The sequence below is a fragment of the Sphingobacteriales bacterium genome, assembly GCA_016711285.1.
GTDB lineage: Bacteria > Bacteroidota > Bacteroidia > Chitinophagales > UBA2359 > JADJTG01.
On the sequence record JADJTG010000002.1, the window covers coordinates 757308 to 782920 of the forward strand.

General features: G+C 42.5%; 17 protein-coding genes and 3 pseudogenes. 11 read left to right on the forward strand and 9 right to left on the reverse strand.

Features of this window, described 5'->3' with window-relative positions; all coding sequences use genetic code 11:
* Window positions 1-22: 22 nt before the first annotated feature.
* A complete protein-coding gene (locus IPL35_03510) occupies window positions 23-850 on the reverse strand; it encodes an NTP transferase domain-containing protein (GenBank protein ID MBK8442526.1) in 828 nt (275 codons plus the stop codon).
* A 133-nt stretch (window positions 851-983) separates the two neighbouring features.
* Between IPL35_03510 and IPL35_03515 the strand changes: the two genes are divergently transcribed.
* Window positions 984-1598, forward strand: a complete 615-nt coding sequence (locus IPL35_03515) for a hypothetical protein (GenBank protein MBK8442527.1) — start codon at window positions 984-986, stop codon at window positions 1596-1598.
* 244 nt (window positions 1599-1842) lie between these two features.
* Here the strand turns inward: IPL35_03515 and IPL35_03520 are convergent, their stop codons facing one another.
* On the reverse strand, window positions 1843-4782 hold the full coding sequence (locus IPL35_03520; GenBank protein ID MBK8442528.1) for an insulinase family protein: 2940 nt from the start codon (window positions 4780-4782) through the stop codon (window positions 1843-1845).
* A gap of 282 nt (window positions 4783-5064) precedes the next feature.
* Complete coding sequence (locus IPL35_03525) at window positions 5065-5754, reverse strand: ATP-binding cassette domain-containing protein (protein MBK8442529.1); 690 nt, start codon at window positions 5752-5754, stop codon at window positions 5065-5067.
* Window positions 5755-5888: 134 nt separating this feature from the next.
* Between IPL35_03525 and IPL35_03530 the strand changes: the two genes are divergently transcribed.
* The gene (locus tag IPL35_03530; protein MBK8442530.1) at window positions 5889-6602 is read left to right on the forward strand and encodes a hypothetical protein; all 714 of its coding nucleotides are present in this window, start codon (window positions 5889-5891) and stop codon (window positions 6600-6602) included.
* A gap of 63 nt (window positions 6603-6665) precedes the next feature.
* Window positions 6666-7439 (forward strand): class I SAM-dependent methyltransferase, encoded by a 774-nt coding sequence (locus IPL35_03535; protein MBK8442531.1) that lies wholly within the window; start codon window positions 6666-6668, stop codon window positions 7437-7439.
* Window positions 7440-7469: 30 nt separating this feature from the next.
* Here IPL35_03535 and IPL35_03540 read toward each other — a convergent pair.
* A pseudogene (locus tag IPL35_03540) lies at window positions 7470-8031 on the reverse strand (YqgE/AlgH family protein).
* A gap of 182 nt (window positions 8032-8213) precedes the next feature.
* Here IPL35_03540 and IPL35_03545 point away from each other — a divergent pair.
* From IPL35_03545 to IPL35_03565, 5 genes are all read left to right on the forward strand, one after another.
* Complete coding sequence (locus tag IPL35_03545; GenBank protein ID MBK8442532.1) at window positions 8214-9557, forward strand: SWIM zinc finger family protein; 1344 nt, start codon at window positions 8214-8216, stop codon at window positions 9555-9557.
* Between the two features lie 336 nt (window positions 9558-9893).
* On the forward strand, window positions 9894-11072 hold the full coding sequence (locus tag IPL35_03550; GenBank protein ID MBK8442533.1) for a hypothetical protein: 1179 nt from the start codon (window positions 9894-9896) through the stop codon (window positions 11070-11072).
* A 194-nt stretch (window positions 11073-11266) separates the two neighbouring features.
* Window positions 11267-13420 carry a restriction endonuclease subunit M gene (locus IPL35_03555; GenBank protein ID MBK8442534.1) on the forward strand — a complete coding sequence of 718 codons (2154 nt, stop codon included), beginning with the start codon at window positions 11267-11269 and terminating at the stop codon, window positions 13418-13420.
* A gap of 6 nt (window positions 13421-13426) precedes the next feature.
* Window positions 13427-14566, forward strand: coding sequence for a Fic family protein (locus IPL35_03560; protein MBK8442535.1), 1140 nt, complete (start codon window positions 13427-13429; stop codon window positions 14564-14566).
* A gap of 150 nt (window positions 14567-14716) precedes the next feature.
* Window positions 14717-16132, forward strand: a complete 1416-nt coding sequence (locus IPL35_03565) for a restriction endonuclease subunit S (protein MBK8442536.1) — start codon at window positions 14717-14719, stop codon at window positions 16130-16132.
* Between the two features lie 108 nt (window positions 16133-16240).
* Here IPL35_03565 and ychF read toward each other — a convergent pair.
* The 4 genes and pseudogenes from ychF to IPL35_03585 form a co-directional block, all read right to left on the reverse strand.
* A pseudogene (gene ychF / locus IPL35_03570) lies at window positions 16241-17337 on the reverse strand (redox-regulated ATPase YchF).
* A gap of 186 nt (window positions 17338-17523) precedes the next feature.
* Window positions 17524-17856, reverse strand: a complete 333-nt coding sequence (locus IPL35_03575) for a DUF3276 family protein (GenBank protein ID MBK8442537.1) — start codon at window positions 17854-17856, stop codon at window positions 17524-17526.
* Between the two features lie 110 nt (window positions 17857-17966).
* On the reverse strand, window positions 17967-18479 hold the full coding sequence (locus tag IPL35_03580) for a hypothetical protein (protein MBK8442538.1): 513 nt from the start codon (window positions 18477-18479) through the stop codon (window positions 17967-17969).
* Between the two features lie 262 nt (window positions 18480-18741).
* The gene (locus IPL35_03585) at window positions 18742-19734 is read right to left on the reverse strand and encodes a GSCFA domain-containing protein (protein ID MBK8442539.1); all 993 of its coding nucleotides are present in this window, start codon (window positions 19732-19734) and stop codon (window positions 18742-18744) included.
* Window positions 19735-20069: 335 nt separating this feature from the next.
* Here IPL35_03585 and IPL35_03590 point away from each other — a divergent pair.
* From IPL35_03590 to IPL35_03600, 3 genes and pseudogenes are all read left to right on the forward strand, one after another.
* Window positions 20070-21095, forward strand: a pseudogene (locus IPL35_03590) (rod shape-determining protein).
* A 169-nt stretch (window positions 21096-21264) separates the two neighbouring features.
* Window positions 21265-22761 (forward strand): histidine ammonia-lyase, encoded by a 1497-nt coding sequence (gene hutH, locus IPL35_03595; GenBank protein ID MBK8442540.1) that lies wholly within the window; start codon window positions 21265-21267, stop codon window positions 22759-22761.
* A gap of 168 nt (window positions 22762-22929) precedes the next feature.
* Window positions 22930-23247, forward strand: a complete 318-nt coding sequence (locus IPL35_03600; protein ID MBK8442541.1) for a hypothetical protein — start codon at window positions 22930-22932, stop codon at window positions 23245-23247.
* A 25-nt stretch (window positions 23248-23272) separates the two neighbouring features.
* On the opposite strand, the gene IPL35_03605 is transcribed toward IPL35_03600, so the two are convergent.
* Window positions 23273-25516 carry a hypothetical protein gene (locus tag IPL35_03605; protein ID MBK8442542.1) on the reverse strand — a complete coding sequence of 748 codons (2244 nt, stop codon included), beginning with the start codon at window positions 25514-25516 and terminating at the stop codon, window positions 23273-23275.
* Between the last annotated feature and the right edge of the window lie 97 nt (window positions 25517-25613).

Consider the following 25613-nt stretch of genomic DNA (forward strand, 5'->3'; position numbering starts at 1 on the left):
AACTGCAAAGGTACGGCAAAATTTATTTTTTTGGCGGTCTATTGTGCCAAGCTGCTTTGCGCCGCAAAAAAATCAGTTTTTTTTGTAAATACAGGGTATATTGCTGCTCGGCTTGCGCCAATTTTTCGGGGCTGCCCACATCTGCCCAAAAAGCCGAAGGACACGGAAAAGCCTTTATTTTTTCGCCTGCCCTCGCCGCCGCCAAGTACCAATCAATGATAGAAAACACCTCCTGCGGCGGCGTGGCGGTATGCAGCAATGCCGGCTCTACGATGTGTATGCCACTAAAATCCCACGCACTGAAAGCGGTAGCGGCGGCATTTTCGGGCGGTGGCACTGCCCACTCGCGCGTGCCGCTGCTGCGGTTTTCGCGCCCCACGAGGCACTGGGCGGCATCAAAAAGCAAAGTGCGCGAAGCTCCGCGCTGCTGCACCGCCAAAGTAACCAGCGCGGCGCGGCGGCGGTGATAGGCATACATCGCCCGCAAATCGATGGTGCTGACCACATCGGCATTGATGAGGGCGAAGGCGGCGCGGTCGTTTTCAAAAAAAGAAGCCGCTTTTTTCAAGCCGCCGCCCGTATCGAGCAGGTGGTCGCGCTCGTCAGAAATATAAATGCCGAAATGCGGGTGTTGGCGGCGGTATTGCTCCGCAAATGCTATTATCTGCTCGCCGAAATGGAGTACATTGATAAGCACCTCGCCGATGCCCTGACTTTGCACATACTCCAAACAATGCCACAGCAAAGGCTTGCCCAAAAAAGGAACCAAGGCTTTGGGGTGCGTGAGCGTAAAAGGACGCAGCCGCGAACCAATACCGGCGGCAAAAATCATTGCTTTGGTGAGTGCCATACTGAGATACAAAAATTGAAAAACGCAAAGTTAAGCGACGGCAGCACAAAACAGAACAGAACAAGAAAATTGTTTTTTTTGAAGGGAGGGGATAAAAAAGCTATTATTTTTGCGGTTATATTTTTTTTCAAAAATGAAACACTATTTTTTCGCGCTTTTGGCTACCTTTCTTTGCGCTTCTTTTTGTGCCACTGCTCAAGCCCAACAACCGCCGCCCGCTCCGGCAGGGCGTGTTATGCCATTTTTAGGAGCAGGGTATGCTACTTATCCCTACATTCACCTTCCCGATTATTGGGGAATGCAGGATAGCACCAAAACATCAGAAGTTTTTATTTCTCTTTCTGCGGGGGCAGAGGTATTTTTGGGCAAAGCAAAAAAAACCGCTACCGATGCTTGCTTCAGCATTAGTAGCGGCAGTGTCGGCGAATTAGGAGGCACTGCAGGCTTTACTTATTATTTTTTGTCGCAGCCCGATTTTCAAATCGGTTTAGGACCGGCTTATACTTTTGCGTTCTACAAATACGATAAAGAATCGCTCTATAAAAAAAACGTGTCTCACAGCGGGCAGCTTCGCGCAGTCGCTAATTTAATCATCGGTAAGCGTTTCACTATCAAAGCGCACGCCTCCACCGGCTTCGCCACTATCAGCCGAAGTAGCGACAACTATTCCCCGCGTAAAATCGTATCTCGCAGTGGGAGCGGCAGGGCTTCGGCGGTGGGTATTGCGGTAGGAGTCCGCTTATTCTAAAATCTCTGCTCCTGTAATGCGGTGGTAGCGTTGGCGAGGTTCGGCAGATACCGGATTACCTGTGCTCAGGTCTATCCCAAATGTCACTGATTCTTTCGCATATCGTAACACCTTTTTTGAAAATCAAACTACAAGTAACCTTGTTCAACTTTGTTCTATCACTTTGATAAAGTTTTGAACTTATCAAAGTGATAGAACCCCAACCTCTCTGTCCTTCTGAAAGGAGCGATGGATACAGGTGAAATCAATATCCGAATAATTGCTCCAGCGACAATTCCTGCACGGGTGCAATTTTTTGTACTGCCTCCAAATCTAATTTGCTTTTGTCGCCCAAGAGCAAATAAGCAAAAGATTTGTTTTTGACGTGCTGTTGGAAAAATGCTTTCAACTGCGGCAGCGTCATTGTTTTTATTTCGGCATAAATATCGCGGCGCAAATCATACGACAAACCACGGCTGCGGGCAGCTTCTGCGTCCCAAAAGATGCGGTCGCCCAAAAAGCGTTGGCTCTCTATTTTTTTGAGGGCAGCTTCTTTTGCACCTTCAAATTGTCGGGCGGCTTCGGGCATATCGTTGAGCAATGCCATCATCGCATCTAAGGCATCGGTGAGTTTGTCGGCTTGCGTACCAATATATGCCACCAAATAGTGGCTTTCGTTTTGGCGCACCGGCGTGGTGTATGATGAGTAGGCGGTATATGCCAAAGCTTTGGCTTCGCGGATTTCCTGAAATACGATAGACGACAAGCCCGCTCCGAAATATTCGTTGAAAATATAAGCGGCGGCGGCGTTTTTCGGATTATACGTTTCATCGCGCGAGAGTAGCATCAAATCTATTTGTTTTTGCTTGTAGTCGGCAAAGTAGATGTGATTTTGAGTTTGGTCGAGTTCGCGGAAAACAGTGGCTTTGGGATAATCCGACAGCAGCGCGGGTGTGCGGTGGTATTTTTTGATGATTTCTTTTACGTTGTCGGCGGCATCGGGACCGTAATAAAAAATGCGGTGTTTGTATTGTGTGAGTGTTTTGATGTATTGCACCAAACGCTCAATATCGGCATTGCGCAGCTCCTCTTCGCTCATAATATAAGTATAAGGCGAAGCAGCACCGTATTTGGCATAGCTCGTAAGGGCACGCTGCAAAATTTCTTGTTTGGATAATTTGGCATCGGCGCGCTCTTTGAGTATGGTCTCTACGAGTTCGTTGTAGATGTTCGGGTCGGCTTTTACATGTGCCAAAATATGCTCAAAGAGTTTTACGCCTTCTTCCAAACTGCTCCCCAATCCCGACAATTGCACATATACTTTGTCGCGTGCGCTGAATACATCAAATTTTAACCCTAATTTAAAAAACTCTTTTTTCAACTCTTCGGCACTGTAACGGTCGGTGCCCAAATAGGGCAAATAACGAATGGCGAGGTCGAGTTCTTTTACATGGTCAGTACCCATATCCAACAAATAATACAACTTAAACAATTCGTTGTTTTTGTTGCGGATATAGTTAAAAGGAATTTGCGTGTTGAGGGGCGTGGTTTCTATATCTTTCTGATAATCCAAAAACACAGGCTCCAAAACCGACTCCGACATTGCCTCTATACCCTGCACAAAAGGCGACTGTTCGCTGCGGTTGATATTGAGGGGCGTTATTTCGGGTTTTTCTACTTTATGCACGTTTTTGTCTTCGCCGTTGTATTTATAGGTTACGACATAATTATTGCCGTAGTTTTTTTGTGCAAAAGCGATGATGTCTTCGCGCGTAATTTGGTCGAGTTCGTCGAGCAATGCCACATAATCGGCATAATTGACATCTAATACAAAAGCACTCACCAAGGCAGAGGCGCGGTTGCGGTTGTCTTCGTAGCCTTTGATGGTTTCCAAACGATAGTTTTTTAATACCGCTTCCAAGAGCCAAGGTTCAAAATCGCCTTTTTTTATTTTTTCAATTTCCTGCAACATCAAATCTTTCACTTCTTGCAGGGTTTGCCCTTCGCGCGGCACGCCATATAATATATGTGCGGAATAATCGTGCAAAATCATTTCGTAAGAGCCGACATCTAATACTTTTTGTTTTTGCATTAAATCAATATCAAACAAACCGGCTTGTCCGTTTTCGAGCATACGGCTCATCAGGCGCAGCAGCAGTGCATCGCGGGAGTTTGCCCCTTCGAAACGAAAGCCCAGATAGAGGTGTTCGGCTTGCGAGCCGTAGTTTTCGGATACCTGCGGTGCGGCGATGGGCTGTTCGGGTTTGTATTGAAAAGGCGGTATGGGTTTGGGCTGCCACTTGCCAAAATACTCGTCGCACAAAGCAATGGCGGCATCGGGATTTACATCGCCTGCCAATATCACCGCCATGTTGTTGGGTACATAGTAGGTGCTGAAATAACGGTGGATATTCACCATAGAAGGGTTTTTGAGGTGCTCGCCCTCGCCGATGGTGGTTTGTGTGCCGTATGGGTGGGTAGGAAACAACCCTTTGAACAAGGATTTGTACGATTTGCGAAAGTCGTTGTCCTGCCCCATATTAAATTCTTCATACACCGTTTCCAGTTCGGTATGAAACAGGCGCAGCACCAATTCCTGAAAACGCTCGCTTTCAATTTTTACCCATTTTTCCAAAGCGGTGGAGGGGATATTGTTGATATACACCGTTTGTTCGTTGGAGGTATAAGCATTGGTGCCGGTAGCACCGAGTGCTGTTACCATTTTATCGTATTCGCTCGGAATGGCGTGTTGAGCCGCTTGTGTGGAGAGGCTGTCAATTTGGTGGTAGATGCGTTTTTTTTCGGTAGCATCGTTGGTATTGCGGTGCTGCTCGTAGAGGTCGGAAATGCCCTGCAAAAGTTTTTTTTCCGCTTCCCAGTTGCTCGTACCAAATTTGGAAGTGCCCTTAAAGAGCATGTGTTCCAGATAATGCGCCAAACCGGTGGTTTCGGCGGGGTCGTTTTTAGAGCCTGCTTTCACGGCAACCATCGTTTGTATGCGCGGCTCGTCGGCATTGGGGCTTATATACACTTTCAAACCATTTTGCAACGTATAAATACGTGTTTGCAAAGGGTCGTTTTCGGCATATTCATAAGGGTACTTGCCGGAAGTATTTTTTAAAAGGCTGCGCTCCTGCGCAACGGCAATGTCTTCCATCAACATAAAGAAAAGAAAAGATAATAAGATAAAAGATATTTTTTTCACAAATCAACCCGTTTAATCGTGAACAATAAAATTTTGTAATTGCCAATATAAATAGGGTTCAAATATAAAGGTATAATTAGTAAAAATGTTTACTGCACCTAAAAATTAAGATAATTTGACTTTTGTGTATAAATCATTGCTACCATTTATCCGACCATTTGCCGCTTCCGGTTTCAGAAAAATAGTTTTGTTTTTTAAAAAAGTAAAAATGCCACTTATCAGGAAGCGGCATTTTTTTATGTATGTAAAATAAGATGTTGTTGTTTTATGTTTTTATCAGATTCAAAGTTTTACATCGCTGATGCGATGGTTGGCGCAGCGCAAAATGCGCGAAGGAAATTTGCTGATAGTATAAATATCGTGCGAGCCGATAAGGGCAGAGGTTTCGGTTTCGGTGCAGATGAGTTTGAGCAGCGTGATGATTTCTTCGGAAGTTTCGGCATCTAAGTTGCCGGTGGGTTCGTCGGCTAAAATCAGCAGCGGGTCGTTGAGCAGCGCACGGGCAATGGCAATGCGCTGTTGTTCGCCGCCCGACATTTCGTAGGGCATTGCTTTGCGGTGGTGCAGCATTTTTACATTTTCCAGCACAATATCTATGCGGCGGTTGATTTCGTAGGCATCGCGCCAGCCCGTCACTTGCAGCGCAAATTTCAGATTGTCTTCAATATTGCGGTCGAGCAACAAATGAAAATCCTGAAAAATAATACCCAATTTGCGGCGCAAAAAAGGAACAGTTTTCCAGTTGAGCTGTTTCAAATCGAAGCCCACCACCGTTCCGAAACCGGAGCGCAGGGACAGGTCGCCGTAGAGGGTTTTGAGGAGACTGCTTTTGCCAGTGCCTGTTTTTCCCACCAAATACACAAATTCCCCTTTTTTAATTTGTAAATTTACATTTTCCAAAATCAAACGGTCTTTTTGAAAAATATCCACTCCCGCCAAATCCACCACTAACGTATCATCAGTTGTTGTCATATCAAGGCTTTTTTGCAAAATTATTTTTTTTTATGCGGATATGGCTGTTTTTTTACAAAACTCCCTGATTTTAATGTATTTTTGAGAACAAATCAGTTTTTTTCCCTTTCATCACTTAACTCTCCAACAAAACCATGAAACATTATTTTATTACCTGTTGCGCCGCTTTACTTTTAATGGCGAGCCATGTAAACGCCCAAAATGCCTGCGAACTCTATTATCCTATTTTAGAACATTCGGCTTATAAATATGCCATTTATGATGATAAAGGCAAATCTGACGGCTCATATCAATATCAGGTAGAAACCTACAAAGTGGTAGGAAATGGCTTTGAGGCAACAATGGGTATTAAAATGAATGACGAAAAAAACAAGGAAATGATGCAGGGTACTTATGGTTTGATGTGCAAAGACGAAAAAATGTATATTGACATGAGCCGTATGATGCCCGCCAATATGTCGGAACAATTTCCCGATGCCAAAATGGTTTTTGATAATCAATACCTCGATTTTCCTTCCAACCCCAAAGTCGGCGACCATTTGAACGATTTTTCTACTACTATGGAAATGCAAACCAATGGAAATACGATGATGACAATGAAAATATACATCACCGACCGCACTGTGGAGCGCGAAGAAAACCTCACTACCGCCGCCGGCACCTTTACCTGTTTGGTGTTTAGCGAAAACAGCAAATCGGAAACCTATATGGGCAACTTAAAACTCATGACCATCAACAGCAGCAGCAAAATGTGGTATGCCAAAGATATGGGCATGGTAAAAACCGAAAGCTACGATAAAAAAGGAAAATTAGAATCGCGCGTGGAGTTGGTGGAGTTTAAACGTTAAAGATTTTTTTAAAAACTGCCATTTTTTTAAAAAGAAAAAAAATAAATTCATCTTCTTTCGCCTGTGAGCCTCCTGCACCGCATCAACAGCCTTGCCCGCTACGCCATCGGCGGAAAAACTCGCTATTATTTACATTCGCCTTTTGTATATGATTTTGCCGAAAAAATATTGAATGACAAGCGCAACTTTTACGCTTTTCAGGATATAGAAACGCTGAAAGCCACCTTGGTGCGCAGCGATACCCTTATCCAGACCACCGATTGCGGTGCAGGCAACAGCCGCGTGCGCCGCTTGGCAGATATGCTCAAAACCATGTCTATTCCGGCACATTATGGTAAGTTGTTGTTTCGTATGGTCAATTATTATCAGCCGCAGCACCTGCTGGAGTTCGGAACGGCTCTGGGTATCAGCACTTTGTATCAGGCATTGCCCAAGCGGGAGGCGCATTTTGTGAGTATGGAGGGCTGCCCGAATACGGCGGCGGCGGCACGGCAGCATTTACAACAATCGGGCTGCGGGCGGGTAGAGGTACAAGTAGGAAATTTTGATGATATTTTGCCGAATGTATTGCAAACATTTCCTCAGTTGGATTGGGTGTTTTTTGATGGCAACCACCGCCTCGCTCCCACGCTCCGCTATTTTGAAACTTGCCTCGCCAAAGCCCACGAAAATAGCATTTTTGTATTTGATGATGTACATTGGTCGCCCGAAATGTCAGAAGCGTGGCAATATATCAAAGCGCACCCGCGCACCCGCATCACCATTGATTTGTGGCGTTTGGGTATTGTGTTTTTTCGCAGCACCCAAGCCAAAGAACATTTTGTGTTGTATTATTAAAAGTAAAATTACCGGCAGCAATATTTTTTTTCAATTCAGTTGCGGGTCGTCAGGAAAATTGGACATCAAACGGTAATCGCCGCCCATACGATGCAATACCGTGCGCCAAAGGCGGTCGCTGTCTTCGTCAAATACAAATTCTTTGTCATTAAGTGAGTATCCACGAATTCTGACGAATTTCTTCTTCCAACTGCCCGAATGTCCAGCCCGAATATCCCAAAAAGAAGCGCACATTACCGCTGTTGGCTTGTTTGGTATTGATGAGAAATTTCATTTTCTCAAAATCACCACCCCAAAATAAACCCGCATTTACTTCCACAGACCCTTCCAGCACATCGCCGAAAGTATGAAGATAATGCAAAGTATCGGTTTGTACCGGACCCCCATAGTACAAAGGAATATCTGCTGCCTCCAATTCGGGCAAAGCATCGCTCAGTGATAATTGCAACACTTTGTTCAAAATCAAGCCGAAAGTACCCTCTTTGTCGTGTTCGCACAAGAGCACCACCGACCGCCTGAAATTGTAATCATCGGAGAAAGGCTCTGCAAGCAGCAAGCAACCCATATAAGGCGTTTGTTGAGATTCAGGCATTATAAAAAATATAGCGCAGTTATTTTTTATTTTAAAAAAAGCAAAAATAACAATCTTTATGCAAGGTACAAGCGAAATCATAGCAAAAACAACAACACGCACTTCAACTTTTTGTTAAAATAGATAAAAATGAAATTTTCCATATTTTTGCTTTTGTTTTCAACGGCTCAATTCATTTGTATATGCAATATTCTATGGAGCAAATTTTGGCTTTGGCTACCGATGCCGCCGCCGCCAAAGCTGGTATGCAATTGGCTACCGCCGCCAAATGGCTCAAAAAATATGCGCACCCTTTAGCTATATGGGGCGAATGTCAGGGCAGTGCCAAAGAACCCTACCGCACCGCCGTAGATTTGAGCAACCTGGCTTTTAAATGCTCGTGTCCGAGTAAAAAATTTCCCTGCAAACACAGTTTGGGGCTGCTGCTGCTCTATGCCAAGCAAAGCGACCAACTGATGGCAGCAACAGAACTACCCGAAGATATAGCGGAGTGGCTGCAAAAACGCAGCACTAAAAACGCAGCCAAACCCGCCGCCGCCGATAAAACGACCGCTACGCCCGTCAATGATGAAGCTGCCAAACAAAAAAGATGGCAAGCCCGCGAAAAAAAAATTGCCGTCGGTATTGAAGAGTTGCAGACGTGGCTCAAAGACACCATCCGTACCGGCATTGTGACAGTGGCTCAACAACCGCAATATTTTACACAACACATCATTGCGCGTATGAATGATGCCCAAGCTACCGGATTGGCGGTGCAACTCAAAAAAATCAACCAGATAGCTTTTCACGAAGACGGCTGGCAAAAACAACTCACCAAACGCCTCTCCAAAATATATTTGTTCACCGAAGCCTACAAAAACAAAGCTCATTTTGATGCAGCTACGCAAGAAGATTTGGATTTGTTAATTGGCAAAAATAAAAGCAAAGAAGAGGTATTGAATGAAGGGAATACCCAAAACGATACTTGGTGGGTACTTGCCAAAACCTCCGAAACTGAAGACAATTTAATTACAGTGCGCACTTGGCTTTATGGTATGTATTCGGGGCGTTTTGCGTTGTTGCTGGATTTTGCGGTAAAAAATCAAATGCCTGCCCTTGCTCAGGAAGAAAGCCTCCTGCTCGGCAGCACCCTGTGTGCCGATCTCGTTTTTTATCCTTATTTGTACCCGCTGCGGGTGCTGATAAAACAAAAAATAAGCACACAAGCCGCCGCCACCGCCGATTTGCCCAAAGGTATTTCCGGTATTTCGGCACTCAAAGAATATATTTCGGTATTATATGCTTATACGCCTTTTATTGAAACTATCCCCTGCTTGCTGCAAGATGTGCATATAGTACAGCATCAAAACAAATGGCATCTGAAAGATATATTTCAAAAAAACATATTGCTCGCCAATACCGAAACTGAATGTTGGAAAATAACTGCTTTTTCTAAAGGAAAAGATTTCTGGTGTTTTGTATTGTACGAAAACGAACAAGTGCGCATAATGGCACTCGCCGCTCAGGGTCAGTTTTTACCTTTATAGTTTTTGATTTTTAATTATGCTCGGATTTACAGACGAACTCACACAAATTGCCGTATTGGGCACGCCCAAAAAAAAACTGCCCGCAGCGACGCAGCTCGGCGATTTTATACAAAAAATAAAAAATAGCAGCAGCGATACCGAAGATGTTTTTTTTAAAGTTGCCGCCGCCGCCTTTTTGCAAGAAGAAATTGCTTTCACCGCCGCCGACTCTTTACCCGATTTTCCGCCCTGCACCGATGACGAACTGCTCCGTCCTGCCCCTGCTTTATTATCACAGCAAATGGCTTTTGCCCTGAATTATAAAGATGAAGTGTGGTTGGATTATCTTATTTTTTTATGTGCCAAAATAAATGGCAACCCTCCGCCGTATTGTTGCCCGCTTTGTTGGATAAAGCCGCCGACAACAAACGAAAAACGGCTCAGATATTTCCCCTGCTCGGCAGCACCGGACATTGGCTGAGTTCTTTACAGCCGGCTTGGCAAAAGGTGGGTAGTGTTGTGGTTGCTGCTGCCGATGATGATATATGGCAAACGGGAACTTTGCTTCAGCGCAAAGAATATTTTGTGCGGTTGCGTACCGAACAGCCCGCCGCTGCTTTGCAATTATTACAGGGTGTATTTGCACAGGAAAATGCACAGGTACGCCGCGAATGGTTAGACTTGTTGAAAAATAACCTCTCTTTGGCTGATGAAGGGTTTTTGCAGCACGCCGCACAGGATAAAAGCACAAAAGTTGCCGCCGCCGCTATTGATTTACTCAAACACATCAAAGGCTCGGCACTTAATAAACATTATTTTAATGTCGCTGCACAATGGCTCACTATCCAACAAGAAAAACGTTTTTTGCGCAGCGATAAAATTAAGCTGCAATGGAATATACCGCCTCAACTGCCTCCCGATTTGGAAGCCGGCGGCGTAGAAAAAACCAGCAGCGAAAAAAACATTGACGACAATATATATTGGTTGGTGCAGGTACTTTCTTTCTGCGACCCGCAAGCCGTAGCACAACACTTGGGCATCAGCGAAGATACGCTTTTACAACTTTTGTTGGAACACGAACAAATCAGCAGATTAGCGACCTATTTAGGGCAGTCAGCGGTGCGCTTTTCCAATCGGGCGTGGGCAGCGTATTTAATTGAAAACCAAAGCAATCCGTCTATTGAGTTGCTGCCTGTATTTGATAAAGCGCAACAAAAACAGTATTATCGTTTTTTTGCAAAAAATCAATTGAACGAATTGGTCAATTTTGTATGCAATGCGCAATATGAGCAATTGGAAGAATCCACCGCAAAAGCTATTTTACGACAATTGATGCACCAGCCTTATCTGCTTTCCGAAGTACAATATCGCTCCTTGTCTCTGTATTTGCCGAACAGCGTAGTACCCTTGCTGCAAGATTTTGTACATACCGAACAAAACGGCGGAGTACATCAACAGTTTATTCAAAAATGTGCTGCTATACTCGCCATTATTGATTTGCGCAATAGAGTGAATAGTGTTGCCGCTTATTCATAACTTTGAATTGGGACGATAAACAAGTGTGTTGTACCATCATTCTAAGCAAATACTTTACGAACATTGAATATTTTCAGGAAAAATGATAAAAAATTCAAAGCCCCAAAAGTAGGAGATTTTTTCATTGATAATAGACAAGACAACAGTTATAAAAATATTAACTTAGCGACCTAAAAAAATAAGAGAAAAGACGAATGAATTTAATAGACACAGGCATAGAAAAAGGACTTATTCGGTTGGATGAAGACCGAAACTTCATAACATACATTCACCAAAACAAAAAGCGGAACTACAACAACCCCGAAGAGAAAGTACAAGCCGAAACTTTCTTGACTTTGGTTCTGATTTATGGCTATCCTGAGAACAGAATTAAACAGTTCATTCCTGTTCAAATGGGTTCTGAGACCAAGGAAGCCGACATTGCAGTTTATTCAGACGATGAATGTGAAGAAACCTACATTTTAGTTGAGTGCAAAAAAGAAGATTTAACCGACCAGCAGTTTAACATTGCTGTTGACCAAGCATACAGCTACGCTGTTGCCGAAGGTGCAAAATACGTTTGGACAACTTCACGAATTAAAAATCAGTATTACGAAGTTCCCGACAAGAAACCGAAAAGCAGAATTGAAATTCCCGACATTCCGCAATTCGGTATTAACAAACTTGCACCTTACAAATATGTGAAAGGTGGTATTTCACAAACTGACACAGACGATATTACCATTGCTGCCGAACCCGACCCAAACGTAAAGCAGAAATTTTTTGAACTTCAAGTTGTAAGCGAAAGCGAACTGACAAAGATTTTCATTCAATCGCATCAAGCACTTTGGGGTGGTGGACAACGAAATCCAAGTGTTGCGTTTGACGAATTAGATAAACTTATCTTCTGCAAAATTTGGGACGAGAAACACCCAAGAAAAACAGGCGAACCTTATGACTTTCAAATTTTCCGAGACGAAAACCCGGAAGATTTGCTAAAACGCATCAAGAAAATTTATGCAGTTGGCGAAAAAGAAGCACCCGAAGTTTTCAAAGACGGTATTACACTTACGGCACAAGAAACGCTAACCATTGTAAAATACTTTCAGCGTATCAACCTCAATAAAACTGACCTTGACAGCAAAGGCAAAGCCTTTGAAACTTTTATGGGCAGTTATTTCAGGGGCGATTTCGGACAATACTTTACACCACGTCCCATTGTAAAATTCATTGTGGATAGTTTGCCAATCAATCACAAATCAAGAGTTTTAGATACTTCTTGTGGCAGTGGTGGCTTTTTGCTTTACGCTTTGGACAAAGTGAGAGAACAAGCCAACGAATTTTACGACCCAATCAAAGATGAAAAAGACCATTACAAATATTGGCACGACTTCGCAGAGAAAAACCTATTTGGCATTGAGATAAACGACCAGATTGCCCGAACCGCCAAAATGAATATGATTATTCACGATGACGGACACACCAACGTAATTGCATCGGACGGGCTTTTGAGTGATACCGAAATGCAAGCCAAATCGGGCAACGCAGCGTTTAAATACGATTCGTTTGACTTTATTATAACCAATCCACCTTTCGGAAGTAGCATCAAGCAAACTGAAAAGGCATATATGCACCAATACAATTTAGCAATTAAAGAAGTGGATTGGCTGAATACTACCGCAAACGGCAAAGCCGCTTTGCGTGACAGCCAAAGCACCGAAGTTTTGTTTTTGGAGCAGTGCCACAAATTTTTAGTAGAACAGGGTTATTTAGCAGTTGTAATTCCAGACGGTATTTTAACTAACAGCAGTTTGCAATATGTGAGAGATAACATTGAAGAAATGTATCGCATTGTTGCGGTTGTTTCAATGCCACAAACCGCTTTTAGTGCCACAGGTGCTGGCGTTAAAAGTTCTGTTTTGTTTTTGCGTAAACACAAAGACAAGCAAACCGAAAAAATCAGCAATCAAAAAGCCAAACTGAAAGAGCAAGTTAAAACCGACAACAACTATTTGGCAACAGTTGAGAAATGGGAAAAGGAAAAAGTAGAAGCAATTAAGAAATTAGAAGCAGATGCAAAAGCTAAAAACCCGAAAGCCAACAAAAAAGAAATCACAGAAATGATACAAGCCGAAAAATCGGCTGCTCAATCTGCATTTACCGACAAAGTGAATTTGCTGAAAGAAGAATTGACCGAAAAATACTTTTTGGCTAAACAAACCGCCTTAGACGACTACCCTATTTTTATGGCAATAGCCGAAGATATTGGCTATGATGCCACAGGCAGAAGCACCAACAACAATGAGTTGATTGAAATAGGAAAAGAACTATCCAAGTTTATTGCTCACATTAACAAGACAGAAGTATAAGGTATGATACAAATTGAAAAATTTAAAGCAGGCGAAATAAGACAAGGGAAAAGCTATAAATATTTTATGCCTGCACTTGTAAACAAAGAATGGACTTGGAATGATTCTAAAATCAATCAGCTTATAGAAAATGCCTCCTTTCAGTTAGGACAGCTCAACTCCTATGCCAAGTTAGTGCCGAATATAGACCTATTCATACACCTACACATTACCAAAGAGGCTGTAATATCCAGTAGAATTGAAGGAACTCAAACGCATTTTGACGAAGCATTTTTACAAAAAGAAAATGTTAGTCCCGAAAGAAAAAACGATTGGCAAGAAGTACAAAATTATACCCAAGCCCTCAATGAATCCATTGCAGCATTAGAAAAATTACCCATTTCTTCAAGACTGATTTTGAGAACACACCAAATTTTGATGCAAGGCGTAAGAGGAGAAAAGAAAACGCCCGGTGAATACAGACGTAGCCAAAACTGGATAGGAGGAAATAGCCTAACCGATGCCGTGTTCATTCCACCTCATCACGACCATCTCAACGAATTGATAGGCGACTTGGAAAATTTTATCCATAATGAAAACTTAGAAATTCCGATGCTTATTAAAGCAGCCATCATTCATTATCAGTTTGAAACTATACACCCGTTTTTAGATGGCAATGGCAGAATTGGTCGTTTGTTAATCACCCTTTTCTTGATTGAAAAACAAGTGCTGACAAAACCACTTTTGTATCTTTCAAGCTATTTTGAAAAAGATAAATCTCTCTACTACAACAACCTTACCAGAGTGAGAACCCACAATGATATACTGCAATGGATTAAATATTTCTTGGTAGGAATAGCCCAAACTGCCGAACAAGCCGTAGAAACCCTTAGTAAAGTACTCGATTTGAAAACCAATACTGAACAACTCATTCAAAACGAGTTTGGTAAAAGGATAAAAACAGGAGCTATATTACATCAACATCTTTTGAAACAGCCGGTAGTAACTATAAACCAAGTAAAAGATATTTGTAATCTTACAAGAAAAAGTGCCAGTGAGTTAGTAAATCTTTTTGAGCAAAAAAAGCTATTAGTTGAATTTACGGGTCAGTTTAGAAATAGAATTTTTATTTATGAACCGTACCTAAATCTGTTTGACAGAAAGTAACCTAAAAATATTTTTAAGCTACTTTTGTGTTGTTAAAGTTACTTTTATGTCATTAAAGTAACTTAATGTTTTTTTTAAGTTACTTTGAAACCATAAAAGGAAAATAAGAAAAATAATATTTTTCCTTTGGTATCACTAAACACTAAAAAAATGAACCGCTACACCATACAAAACCCTAAACTAAACCCAAGCAAGGTTTTTATTTTGCAGAAAAGCGAATTGGAAAAACGCTTTGACCCTTTCTTTTATAGTCCTCTTAATAAATTAGCAATACTTGAAAATACCAAACTTCCTAAAAAGAAACTTTCAGAAGTTGCAGAGTTGAAACGTGGTAAATTTTCACACCGTCCAAGAAATGACGAAAGATTTTTTGGTGGTAAATATCCGTTTATTCAAACAGGTGAGATAGTAAAAGCATCAAATGACTTAGGCAAAATTGAATATTCTCAAACACTTAATGAACTTGGTTTATCAGTAAGTAAATTGTTTGATGAAGAAGTTTTACTAATCACAATTGCTGCAAACATTGGAGATACTGCAATTTTGGATTATCCAGCTTGCTTTCCTGATAGTATTGTCGCAATATCAACAAAAGACAATAACGTAAGTCTAAAATATCTAAATGTATATTTCAAGTTCCTAAAAAAATATTTAGAAAACCTTGCTCCATCAGCAGCACAAAAAAACCTAACACTTGAACAGTTAGCACCAACGCCAGTAGTAATTCCATCAATTGAAAATCAAAACAGAATTATTAGCGTATTTGACAATTATATTGCTCAAAAACAAAACAACGAAGCAGAAGCCGAAAAACTTCTTTCAAGCATTGATGCTTATTTGCTAAATGAGTTAGGCATAAAACTACCTGAACCGCCTGAAAATACTTTGAAGAATAGAATGTTTACAAGGACATTATCAGATATTTTAAACAAAAGAATTGACCCATTTTTTCATCAAGACAAATTCATAAATAATTTAACCGCAATCTCTGATGGGAAATATCCTGTTAAACAACTTCGTGAAATAATCCTAGGGAATTTGATAAAAGGAAGTTTGCCAAAACAAGATGAAAAGGACGGAGAATGTTCAGTTGTTCAGATTAATTCCATTAATGCAGACGGAACAATTGCACTTGACGACTTGCTGACAGCTAAAAATATTTTTAGTAAGCAGCAGAAACTGAAAATTGGAGATGTTTTAGTAGTAATAACAGGTGCAACAATTGGTAAGATTGCATTTTGGAATTATGAAGGAGATTATTTTTTAGGTGGCGACATTGTAAAGTTTCAAACAAACTTTTTATCAGATAACGCTTTTGTTTATCATTTTCTAAGATGCAGCTTAATGCAAACAGAAATTAAGAGAAACATTACAGGAGCAACAAATGGACATTTAGCACCAGAAGATATTTCACATTTACCTATTCCAATTCCACCACTTGCCAAACAAAAAGAAATAGCAGAACACATTACCCGCATCAGACAACAAGCCCAACAACTCAAAGACAAGACAAAAGAACTCTTGAAAAAAGCGAGTGAAGAAATTGAAGATATATTATTGCATTAATAATAAAAAACCACAATCAACAGAAAATTTATTTTGAGCAATTGTAGCTTATATTGTAAGCTACAATTGCTCTTTTCTTTTCTTCATAAAAACACACCTCCCCGCCCCTTACACATTAAAACGGAAGTGCATCACATCGCCGTCTTGTACAATGTATTCTTTGCCTTCTACACCCATTTTTCCGACTTCTTTTACGGCGTGTTCGCTGCCGTATTGCACATAGTCGGCGTAGTGGATTACTTCGGCACGGATAAAGCCGCGCTCAAAATCGGAGTGGATAACACCGGCAGCCTGCGGTGCTTTGGTGCCTCTTTTTATCGTCCACGCCCGCACTTCTTTTTCGCCGGCAGTAAAATAAGTGATTAAATCCAAAATGCTGTAGCAGGCGCGTATGAGTTGGGCTGTGCCGGATTCGGTGAGTCCCATTTCTTCCAAAAATACCGCTTGCTCTTCGGGGGTTTCGAGGCGGGAAATCTCGGCTTCGATAGCTCCCGAAATCACCAATACGGCGGCGTTTTCGTCTTTTACCAAGTTTTTCACCAACTCTACATATTGATTACCGGTGGCGGCGGAGGCTTCTTCTACATTGCATACATAAATAACGGGTTTTAGGGTAAGCAAATGCAGGTCGGCAATGTATTCTTTTTCTTCTTCGGGCAATTCCAAAGTGCGTATCGAAAGACCTTTTTCTAAATGTTCTTTTACTTTGGTGAGCACCTCATAGCCGATTTTGGCTTCTTTATCCGTGCCTTTGAGTGCTTTTTGATAGCGTTGTTGCTTTTTTCCACCGATGCCAAATCCGCCAGTTGCAATTCCATATCTATAATTTCTTTGTCGCGCACCGGATTTACAGAGCCGTCCACATGCACCACATTGGCATCGTCAAAGCAGCGCAATACATGCACAATGGCATTGGTATTGCGGATATTTCCCAAAAATTGATTCCCCAATCCTTCGCCCTGACTCGCACCTTTCACCAAACCCGCAATGTCCACGATGTCCACTGTTGTGGGCAATACGCGCTGCGGTTTTACGAGTTCGGCTAATTTATCCAAGCGCACATCGGGAACGGTGACCACCGCTACGTTGGGTTCTATGGTGCAAAAAGGATAGTTGGCGGCTTGCGCCTCTGCGCTGGACAGCGCATTAAAAATGGTAGATTTACCCACATTGGGCAAACCCACTATTCCACATTGTAAAGCCATATTTCAGTTGTAAAAAAAATTCGTGTTGTTGTTTTTGGTATATCGGGTATAATATTAATGCAGGAAAAGGATTTTAATTCATCAAAAAAAAGGGGGCTTTGCTGCCCCCTCCAATTCTTTTTTTTTACCGAATATTGATAGTTCGGTTGCACTTTTCCTGTTTTTATTGATTGTTGTGTGTCTTTTTTACCAATCCTCTTCGGTATCGCCGCCCTCTTGTTGGTGGTCTTCTTCGTAAGGACGGTTGAACTCATCAAAATCGTACTCGGGCAACAATTCTGTTTTTACATGATCTACCGTTTCGGTAAGTGCAGAAATAAATTTGTTAAAATCTTCTTTGTACAAATGTAATTTGTGACGCTCATATCCGCCTTCATCAAAACGGCGTTTGCTCTCGGTAATGGTAATAAAATAATCATTACCGCGTGTTGCGCGTACATCAAAGAAGTACGTTCTTTTTTTACCGGCTTTTAACTTTTTGGTAAAAACCTGTTCTTGGTTGTTATATCCTTGCTCCACAATAAATAATATGTTGAAAAATTAAAAATCTGGCGCAAAGCTACATCACAAAAAAGAGCTTTTAAAGTGTTTTGAAGATTATTTTACAGTATTTTAAAAAATCACGGTACTTAATCTTCAAATTCGTCATCTTCGGGCGAGCGTTTGATAAATTCGGCATCTAACCCGAAGCGATTGTAGAGATTTTTCAAATCTTTTTCGGCAACGGAATTGTACCTTTCACAGTCCCCCCAAGCCGATTTCAACGCCAACTGCGCATACTCCAGGTCGGTGTCGTCGCTGTGGATGCGCTCGTGTGCATCTGCCGAAAGCGCAACTTCAAGCGTGCTGTCGCCATAAGGCGATGCCAGATGATTTGCTAATCCTTTAAACACCACTTCCATTCTTTCAATCAGTGCTTCATCGGGTTCTTCGTCTTCATTGACATCGTAGCTGTCGTCATAAAATCCGCACCAGGCAGCAAATTCAGCGAGTATGTAGTAGTCGCCTTCGTCAAAAGCGGGATTTGCGGCAATAGCAAGTAAGGCAGGAATTGCCAATATTGCGGCTTGAAAAGTATCTTCGTCAAGGGGCATTTGGAGCAGCGCGGCACAATGCTGGCGCAACATATCAGATGAGGTCATTATATGGTATTAATGATGGTTGTATTGCGGGGTTAAAGATAAGCCGTTTTTGTGATATTATCAGATAAGTATCTTCATTTTTTGTCGAATAATTCAATAAAAACCAGAAAAAAAATGAACATACTAAATTCTACTGCCCGAAAAACGGGCTTTATATTTTATTTGTAAAAAAAATATTGGATTATAATCAACGAAATAAGCTATTGAAAATGAAGTGTTTAACTAATAACTAATCATTCAAAACTAAACACTATAAATAAAACTACTGCTCTAATTGTTGCAAAAAATGCGCCCGTTCTGCTGTTACATCTAAATAAGGATATTGCAAAGTAAGTTGCTGAAGTTGTAATAGTTGTTGATGTATAAAATGGAGGTGTTGTTGCGTGCCGCGCACACGGGGGCGGTGGCGAGCGGCTTTTTGAAGTTTTTCTAACTGCTCCAGCAACGAAAAATCATCGGCAGATAAAAATGCTTGCCTGAACTTTTGCCAAATATATTGCACTGCCTCCGGCGAAGGGTGCAACAAATCGGCACCATAAAAACGATAATCGCGCAAATCGTCCATCAGCAACTCATACGCCGGAAAATATTGTACCTGCGCCGGAAAAGTTTGTTGCAATACATCTATCGCCAATAGCAATGCCGACTTACTCAACTGGTTTTCGTGTGCGCCATCGCGCCAATGCCGCACCGGACTCACCGTAAAAACCACCCGCAAAGTCGGATTTTTTTGCCACAAAGCCCTCAATCCTTTTTGCAATACCGCAGCAATTTCGGCAACAGAAAGTCGGCGTTTGACAAAAAAATCTTGCGCAAAACGATGGCAATTGCCGACAATTTCGCCTGTATCGCGCCGCTCATACACATAAGCACTGCCCAGCGTGAGCAATAAAGTATGCAGTTGCGGCACTTGTGCGCGTTGTTGTAGCAATGTTTGATGAATATGTTCCAAACAAGCCGTTTGCGAAGCATTTGAAAAATCGCTGTGATGCTTAAAACTATGCCATTGCTCCTGATGCCACACCAAATCTTCGGCACTGAACAGCGCATCATTTGCCCAATATTCCATACTTTCGGCAATGCTGTGCGGATTGTAGAGAATACCAAAAGGATTGCGCAGCACCTGATATTTATACAACTCCAGCAAATCACCGATATGCTCGCTAAAACAAGAACCTATCAAACCTACTTGATGACGGTGCTGAATCGGAAAACCTGTGGCGGGAGGCTGAATTTCGGTACGGAAAGAAGACATAAAGAAAAGCTATGTTTTTTAAAAAAAATTCAATAAAAATTACAAAACAGCAACAAAAGCGATAAGATAATCACTATATCAGACATCAAAAGTCTGAAATTGCTGTTTAATTCTATTTTTTTTAAAATAAAATGATGAAACTGACAGAAAAAAAAGAAAACAAAAAGTTTTTTTTCAAAATAAACCTACCTTTGTAAAACTATTCTCGGTCTTTCTTGGCTTTTCAACGATAGGCTGAAAATAGTACAACTTTCTTGATTATTTTTGATTAAAAATGACGCATTTTTGCTGCAAGAAAGCACTTCTTTTCAACAGCACAATATATATTGCAAAGCATGGGCTTATTTAGTTTTTTAACACACGACATTGCCATAGATTTAGGAACAGCCAATACACTCATTATGTACAAAGGCGAAGTGGTGGTAGATGAACCTTCTATCGTGGCACGCGACCGCAGTACCGGAAAAGTTATCGCCGTAGGAAAACGGGCGATGCAAATGCACGAAAAAACGCACAAAAATATAGAAACCATTCGTCCTTTGAAAGACGGCGTAATCGCTGACTTTGAAAGTGCCGAAGCGATGATAGCCGAACTGACCAAAATGCTTTATACGTCCAAACGTTGGTTTAGTCCGAGTTATCGCATGGTGGTGTGTATTCCTTCCGGTATTACCGAAGTAGAAAAACGCGCCGTATTCAACTCCGCCGAGCGTGCCGGCTCTAAACAAACGTATCTTATTCACGAACCGATGGCTGCCGCACTTGGTATCGGTATTGATGTGAGCTAGCCGATAGGCAATATGATTATTGACATTGGCGGTGGTACTACAGAAATTGCCGTTATCGCATTGATGGGTATCGTAGGCGATGAATCTATTCGGGTGGCCGGCGATGAATTTACTTCGGATATTGTAGATTATATGCGCCGCCAACATAATATTTTGATAGGTGAACGCACCGCCGAAACCATCAAAATTCAAATTGGAGCTGCCCTCACCGACCTTGAGTTTCCACCTGCTGATATGGAAGTAAACGGGCGCGATTTGATGTCGGGTATTCCGCGCCAAATCAGCATCAATTACTCCGAAATAGCCCAATGTATGGATAAGTCTATCTCCAAAATTGAAGAGGCGGTACTCCGTGCTTTGGAATCCACGCCGCCGGAGTTAGCAGCCGATATTTATCGCACCGGCATTTATCTCACCGGTGGCGGTGCTTTGCTGCGCGGCTTGGATAAGCGTTTGGCAGACAAAACCAAACTCAAAGTAAAAGTTGCCGACGACCCTTTGCGTGCCGTAGTAAAAGGAACGGGTTTGGTATTAGAAAATCCGAATAAATATCCGTTTTTGATTTCTAATTAAAGGCATTTTAAAAATATTTTTATAGTAGATATAAAATATTTCGGCACAGCCACACCTATAATAACAACAAGTTTATACTTTTGTACCGTTGCTTTTTTTTGAAAAGAAGCAACGGTATTTTTTTTATTTCAACACCTTTTTTAAATCTTTTTTATTCTAATATTCTATTATGGCAACTACACACCGCATCTCAGCCGATTTTCTTTCGCTTGATGATATTGAACAAATTTTTACCCAACAAAAAGACCTCATTTTGGGCGATTCGGCAGCTACTAAAATTCAGCGAGGCTACGAATTTTTACAAAATAAAATAAAAACGGGTGTTTTTTATGGTATCAATACCGGTTTTGGGGATTTAAAAGATAAGATTATTCCTGCCGACCAGCTCACCGCTTTACAAAATAACCTCCTGCGCTCGCACGCCTGCGGCATCGGCGATGAAGTACCCGCCGATATTGTGCGACTGATGTTGTTGCTGAAAGCACAATCTCTGGCTTACGGCAACTCCGGCGTGAGCATAGCTACCGTAAAAATGTTGCTGGAATTGTATAACCGCCGCGCCCTCCCTATCGTATATGAACAAGGCTCTTTGGGAGCTTCCGGCGATTTAGCTCCTTTGGCGCATTTGTGCTTGCCGCTCATCGGCGAGGGCGAAATGCGCCTCAACGGAGCAACAAAAGCAGTATCCGAAATTTTACGCACCCTCGGACTTGCCCCGCTTACGCTGCAACCCAAAGAAGGTCTGGCTCTTATCAATGGCACTCAGTTTATGAGCAGCTACGGCGTGTGGTCGTTTTTGGCAGCACGGCGTTTGTTGGAAAGTGCCGAATGTATCGCTGCCCTTTCTATGGTAGCGTGGCAATGCAAACACGAGCCGCTGCACCCCGAACTGCACCGTATTCGCAACCAAGCCGGACAAATACAATCGGCGGCACGCATTGCTCAATATTTGGAAGGTACTGTTTTGGAAAATTCAGAAGTGCAAGATCCTTACTCTTTCCGTTGTGCGCCGCAAGTGCATGGGGCTTCGCGGGCAGCCCTGCGGCATGTGGGCGAAGTATTGGAAATGGAAATCAATGGCGTAAGCGATAATCCGAATATATTTCCTGATGAAGATGCTATTGTTTCGGGCGGCAATTTTCACGGGCAACCTTTGGCTTTGGCGTTGGATTATTTGGCGATGGCTGCTGCCGAATTGGCTAATATTTCGGAGCGGCGCATCTTTTTGATGCTGTCGGGCAAGCGCGCTTTGCCGCCTTTCCTCGCCGCCGAAGGCGGCTTAAATTCGGGGTTGATGATTGTGCAATACAGCGCGGCAGCCATTGTGAGCCAAAACAAACAGTATTGTACGCCGGCTTCGGTGGACAGTATTACTTCTTCCAACGGACAGGAAGATCATGTGAGTATGGGAGCCAATGCCGCCACAAAATGCTTGAAAGTGGTTCAAAATGTGGAGAAAGTGCTGGCGATGGAGTGGCTCACGGCGGCGCAGGCTTTGGGATTTCGCAATAATACGCTTGTTCCGCCCCGTTTACAGGCGGCTTTGGAGCTATTTCGCAGCCGCGTGCCTTTTATGAGCAGCGACCGCTTTTTGCATCAGGATATAAAAAATACTATTCATTTTATACGTCACGATTTACCTGCTTTTTTAATAAAAGGAGAATAAAAAACAAACTTCATTTTTCTTTCCGAATAACTTTTTTTTATTCAAAGTATTGGTTATCAATTATTTATTACATTAAAAAAACAAAACAAACAGCGATATATAATATCGCTGTTTGTTTTTCATTGAATACATTTTCTTCACTATTTCAAGTATTGTTTTTATATGAAAATGCTTTTAGTATCCTCAATGTTTTTGTGCTATTTGCAATGTTCGAAAGCTCCAAAACCGCCAACTCCGCCGCCCGCCGCCGCCAATGAAAGCAGCACCGAAGCCGAACAAAACAGCACCGAAGAAGCCGCCGCCGAAGCACCTGCCCCACCCTGCCCTACTTGTCATCGCAACGACAGCGTTGTGCCGGTGATGTACGGAAAACCCTCACGGGAATTAGCAGCGCGTGCGCAAAAAGGTGAAGTGTGGTTAGCGGGTTGTGTGGTTACACCCAATGCCCCTCGATGGCATTGCAAACGAGATTCTTTGAGTTTTTAATTTTTTTTATTTATAATAAAAAACGCTACTGTTTATCCAAAAGCAGTAATTTTTCCAATATGGGCAACACGCGCTGCGCCCGTTCATCATCTATATCGCCGCCGCCTGCGAGATAGGTTTCTGGTAAGGGCACATTGCCGCGTGCTACTTTTTGTGCTATTTTTCTTTTTTCGGCTGCCGAAAATAAAGCAAAAGTGCGGCGCAATAGAGGAAGAAGTGCCAAAAAATCGGCATCGGAAAGTTGCTGTAACCATTCGTAGAGCAAGTGCCAGAGGGTTTCGTCGTAGAGCAGAAGCGTTGCGCCTTCGTGCAAAAAACCTTCTAACCAAAAAGCAGCATATTCGGGGGCGGCAACTACAGAGAACGCACGACTGAGTTGCAGCGCAGTGGCTTCGGGCGACAGCACTTTTTGGTCGTAGAGCAATTTGCAGCAAGTGCCATGGATTAAAGGGGCGGTTTGTTGTGAGGTCAGTATGCGCTCCAAAGTATTCCACCAGTTTTCTTTCAGTTCATCATTATCCAACAACAAAACACTGTGATGCGCCTTGCGGATCTTCTCTGATAATTCATTTGCCGGCTCTTCGGTGAGTTGCTGCACGCTGTAAGGCAATGCCGCCGTCATTCTGTAAAACACCGACTCTACAATGAGCCACAAAATATCCATATCCACTTTGCGCACATTGCCATAGCGCGACAATTGAGCCAAAGGAACAAAAGTATTCAGCAATGCCAACAGGTCGGAAGTAGAAGCCGCCAGTTCGTCCAAACGTTTCAGCAGTGCTCTGATGCCTTCGTGCAGTTCGGCGGGCAGGGCATTTTGTGCCAGTTGAGCCAAATCTGCAAGCGAGTTATTTTGCTGAGAGAGATGTTCTACATATTTATTGGCGGCAGCCTCAATCGTATTACCCCAAGCGGTTTTTTCTAATAAATGAATACTGTATTCGGGCTGCCAGTTCAACAACCATTCTTCTTTAAATGTACCTTTGCTGCGGCTTTGTTGTAATTTTCCCCAAGTGACATTCAGCACTAATAAACGGTGTAAAAAAATACTTTTGCTGTTGTCAAATGGCTCACGAAGGTCTAAAGCAATTTTTTTCTCGTCTTGTGTGGGTTTCAGGTGCAGCGTTTTACTTTGTCGGTCAAAATCTCTTTGTAAAGGTGTTTGTGGTGCATCTTCAGGAATTTGTCCGAGTGTGTTTCCTATTTGCAATTCTTTATAAATCAGTTGTAGCAAAATGGGGTCGCCCATACACATCACCGTCAAAATGGCTTCGTTGAGTTCTTTTAAACCTGCTCTCGACAAGCCGCGCAAAGCCGCCAAGGATTGCGCCAACCGCGCCGCCTCTATCACATGTGCCGCCGAAATATCTATATTCTGACTACGAAATACGGCTGCGCTGCGACTCAGCCAGCGGGTGCCGTCGTCGGTGGGATATTGCCACAAATGCTCATACCAACCCGGAGATACAATTCCTGCTCCATAGCCGCTTTCGAGCATCATTCGTTCATTTGTCCAAGGAATCCAAGTGCTTTCTACTTTTATTTTTGGCAGATTTTTAAGCAATTCTTCATCAGATTTTTTATAGGTATCTGCGTTTTTTAGAGCAGGAACGTGCCACGCCCCGCAAATTACTGCAATATTTTGATAGCCGTCTTTTTGAACGGCGCGTATGTATTTGCGCATAAAAGCTTCGCGCAGCAGTTCTTTGTGTTCTTTTACCGCAAAGGTTTCGCGGAGGTTTTCCATTAAATAAGCGATGGCTTCAAAAGAGACTACTGCATCTGACGGGTACAACTCAAAATGATGCTCCCACCATTCTTCTGTATCTTCAAAACCGGCTATTTCGGCAATATAGGCTAAGGGGTGCTGTGTAATAGAAGTTGCTATGGTGTCGGAATTTGCCTGATTTTGCTCATCGCCCGAAGGCGCAACAGCAGCAGGTGCCTGATATGCCAAAGCGTGTGTAAGTGGCAAATCTATAAAATAATAAGGTACTTGGTGTTGCAGTGCATACAGCACTGCATTCCATTCGGGCGAATAGGCAGCAAAAGGATAAAATACCGCTTGTTGGGGTTGGTCGGGTACATACGCCAATAAAGCTACAGGCGGTTGCATATCGGGATTGTTAATCCACTGCATCATCACGGCAGTTTCAGGGGGACCTTCAATCAATATTACTTCGGGTTGTAGCGCGGCAAGGGCTGCCAGCACTTGTTTGGACGAGCCGGGACCATGATGCCGAATACCGAGCAGATGAATATTTGCCATTGTAAAGAAGGAAGATACAACTCAAAAAACGCCATAAAGTTCATACTTTTGAAAATGTTATCAAAATAAGCCGCAATATCTTTGTGATTTTATATTA

Coding starts and splice junctions, on each gene's coding strand:
- IPL35_03550 (MBK8442533.1), top strand. CDS start 9,894: ATGTGCCAAAATAAATGGCAACCCTCCGCCGTATTGTTGCCCGCTTTG.
- IPL35_03565 (MBK8442536.1), top strand. CDS start 14,717: ATGAACCGCTACACCATACAAAACCCTAAACTAAACCCAAGCAAGGTT.
- IPL35_03545 (MBK8442532.1), top strand. CDS start 8,214: ATGCAATATTCTATGGAGCAAATTTTGGCTTTGGCTACCGATGCCGCC.
- IPL35_03580 (MBK8442538.1), bottom strand. CDS start 18,479: ATGACCTCATCTGATATGTTGCGCCAGCATTGTGCCGCGCTGCTCCAA.
- IPL35_03515 (MBK8442527.1), top strand. CDS start 984: ATGAAACACTATTTTTTCGCGCTTTTGGCTACCTTTCTTTGCGCTTCT.
- IPL35_03600 (MBK8442541.1), top strand. CDS start 22,930: ATGCTTTTAGTATCCTCAATGTTTTTGTGCTATTTGCAATGTTCGAAA.
- IPL35_03510 (MBK8442526.1), bottom strand. CDS start 850: ATGGCACTCACCAAAGCAATGATTTTTGCCGCCGGTATTGGTTCGCGG.
- IPL35_03605 (MBK8442542.1), bottom strand. CDS start 25,516: ATGGCAAATATTCATCTGCTCGGTATTCGGCATCATGGTCCCGGCTCG.
- IPL35_03530 (MBK8442530.1), top strand. CDS start 5,889: ATGAAACATTATTTTATTACCTGTTGCGCCGCTTTACTTTTAATGGCG.
- IPL35_03525 (MBK8442529.1), bottom strand. CDS start 5,754: ATGACAACAACTGATGATACGTTAGTGGTGGATTTGGCGGGAGTGGAT.
- IPL35_03585 (MBK8442539.1), bottom strand. CDS start 19,734: ATGTCTTCTTTCCGTACCGAAATTCAGCCTCCCGCCACAGGTTTTCCG.
- IPL35_03555 (MBK8442534.1), top strand. CDS start 11,267: ATGAATTTAATAGACACAGGCATAGAAAAAGGACTTATTCGGTTGGAT.
- hutH (MBK8442540.1), top strand. CDS start 21,265: ATGGCAACTACACACCGCATCTCAGCCGATTTTCTTTCGCTTGATGAT.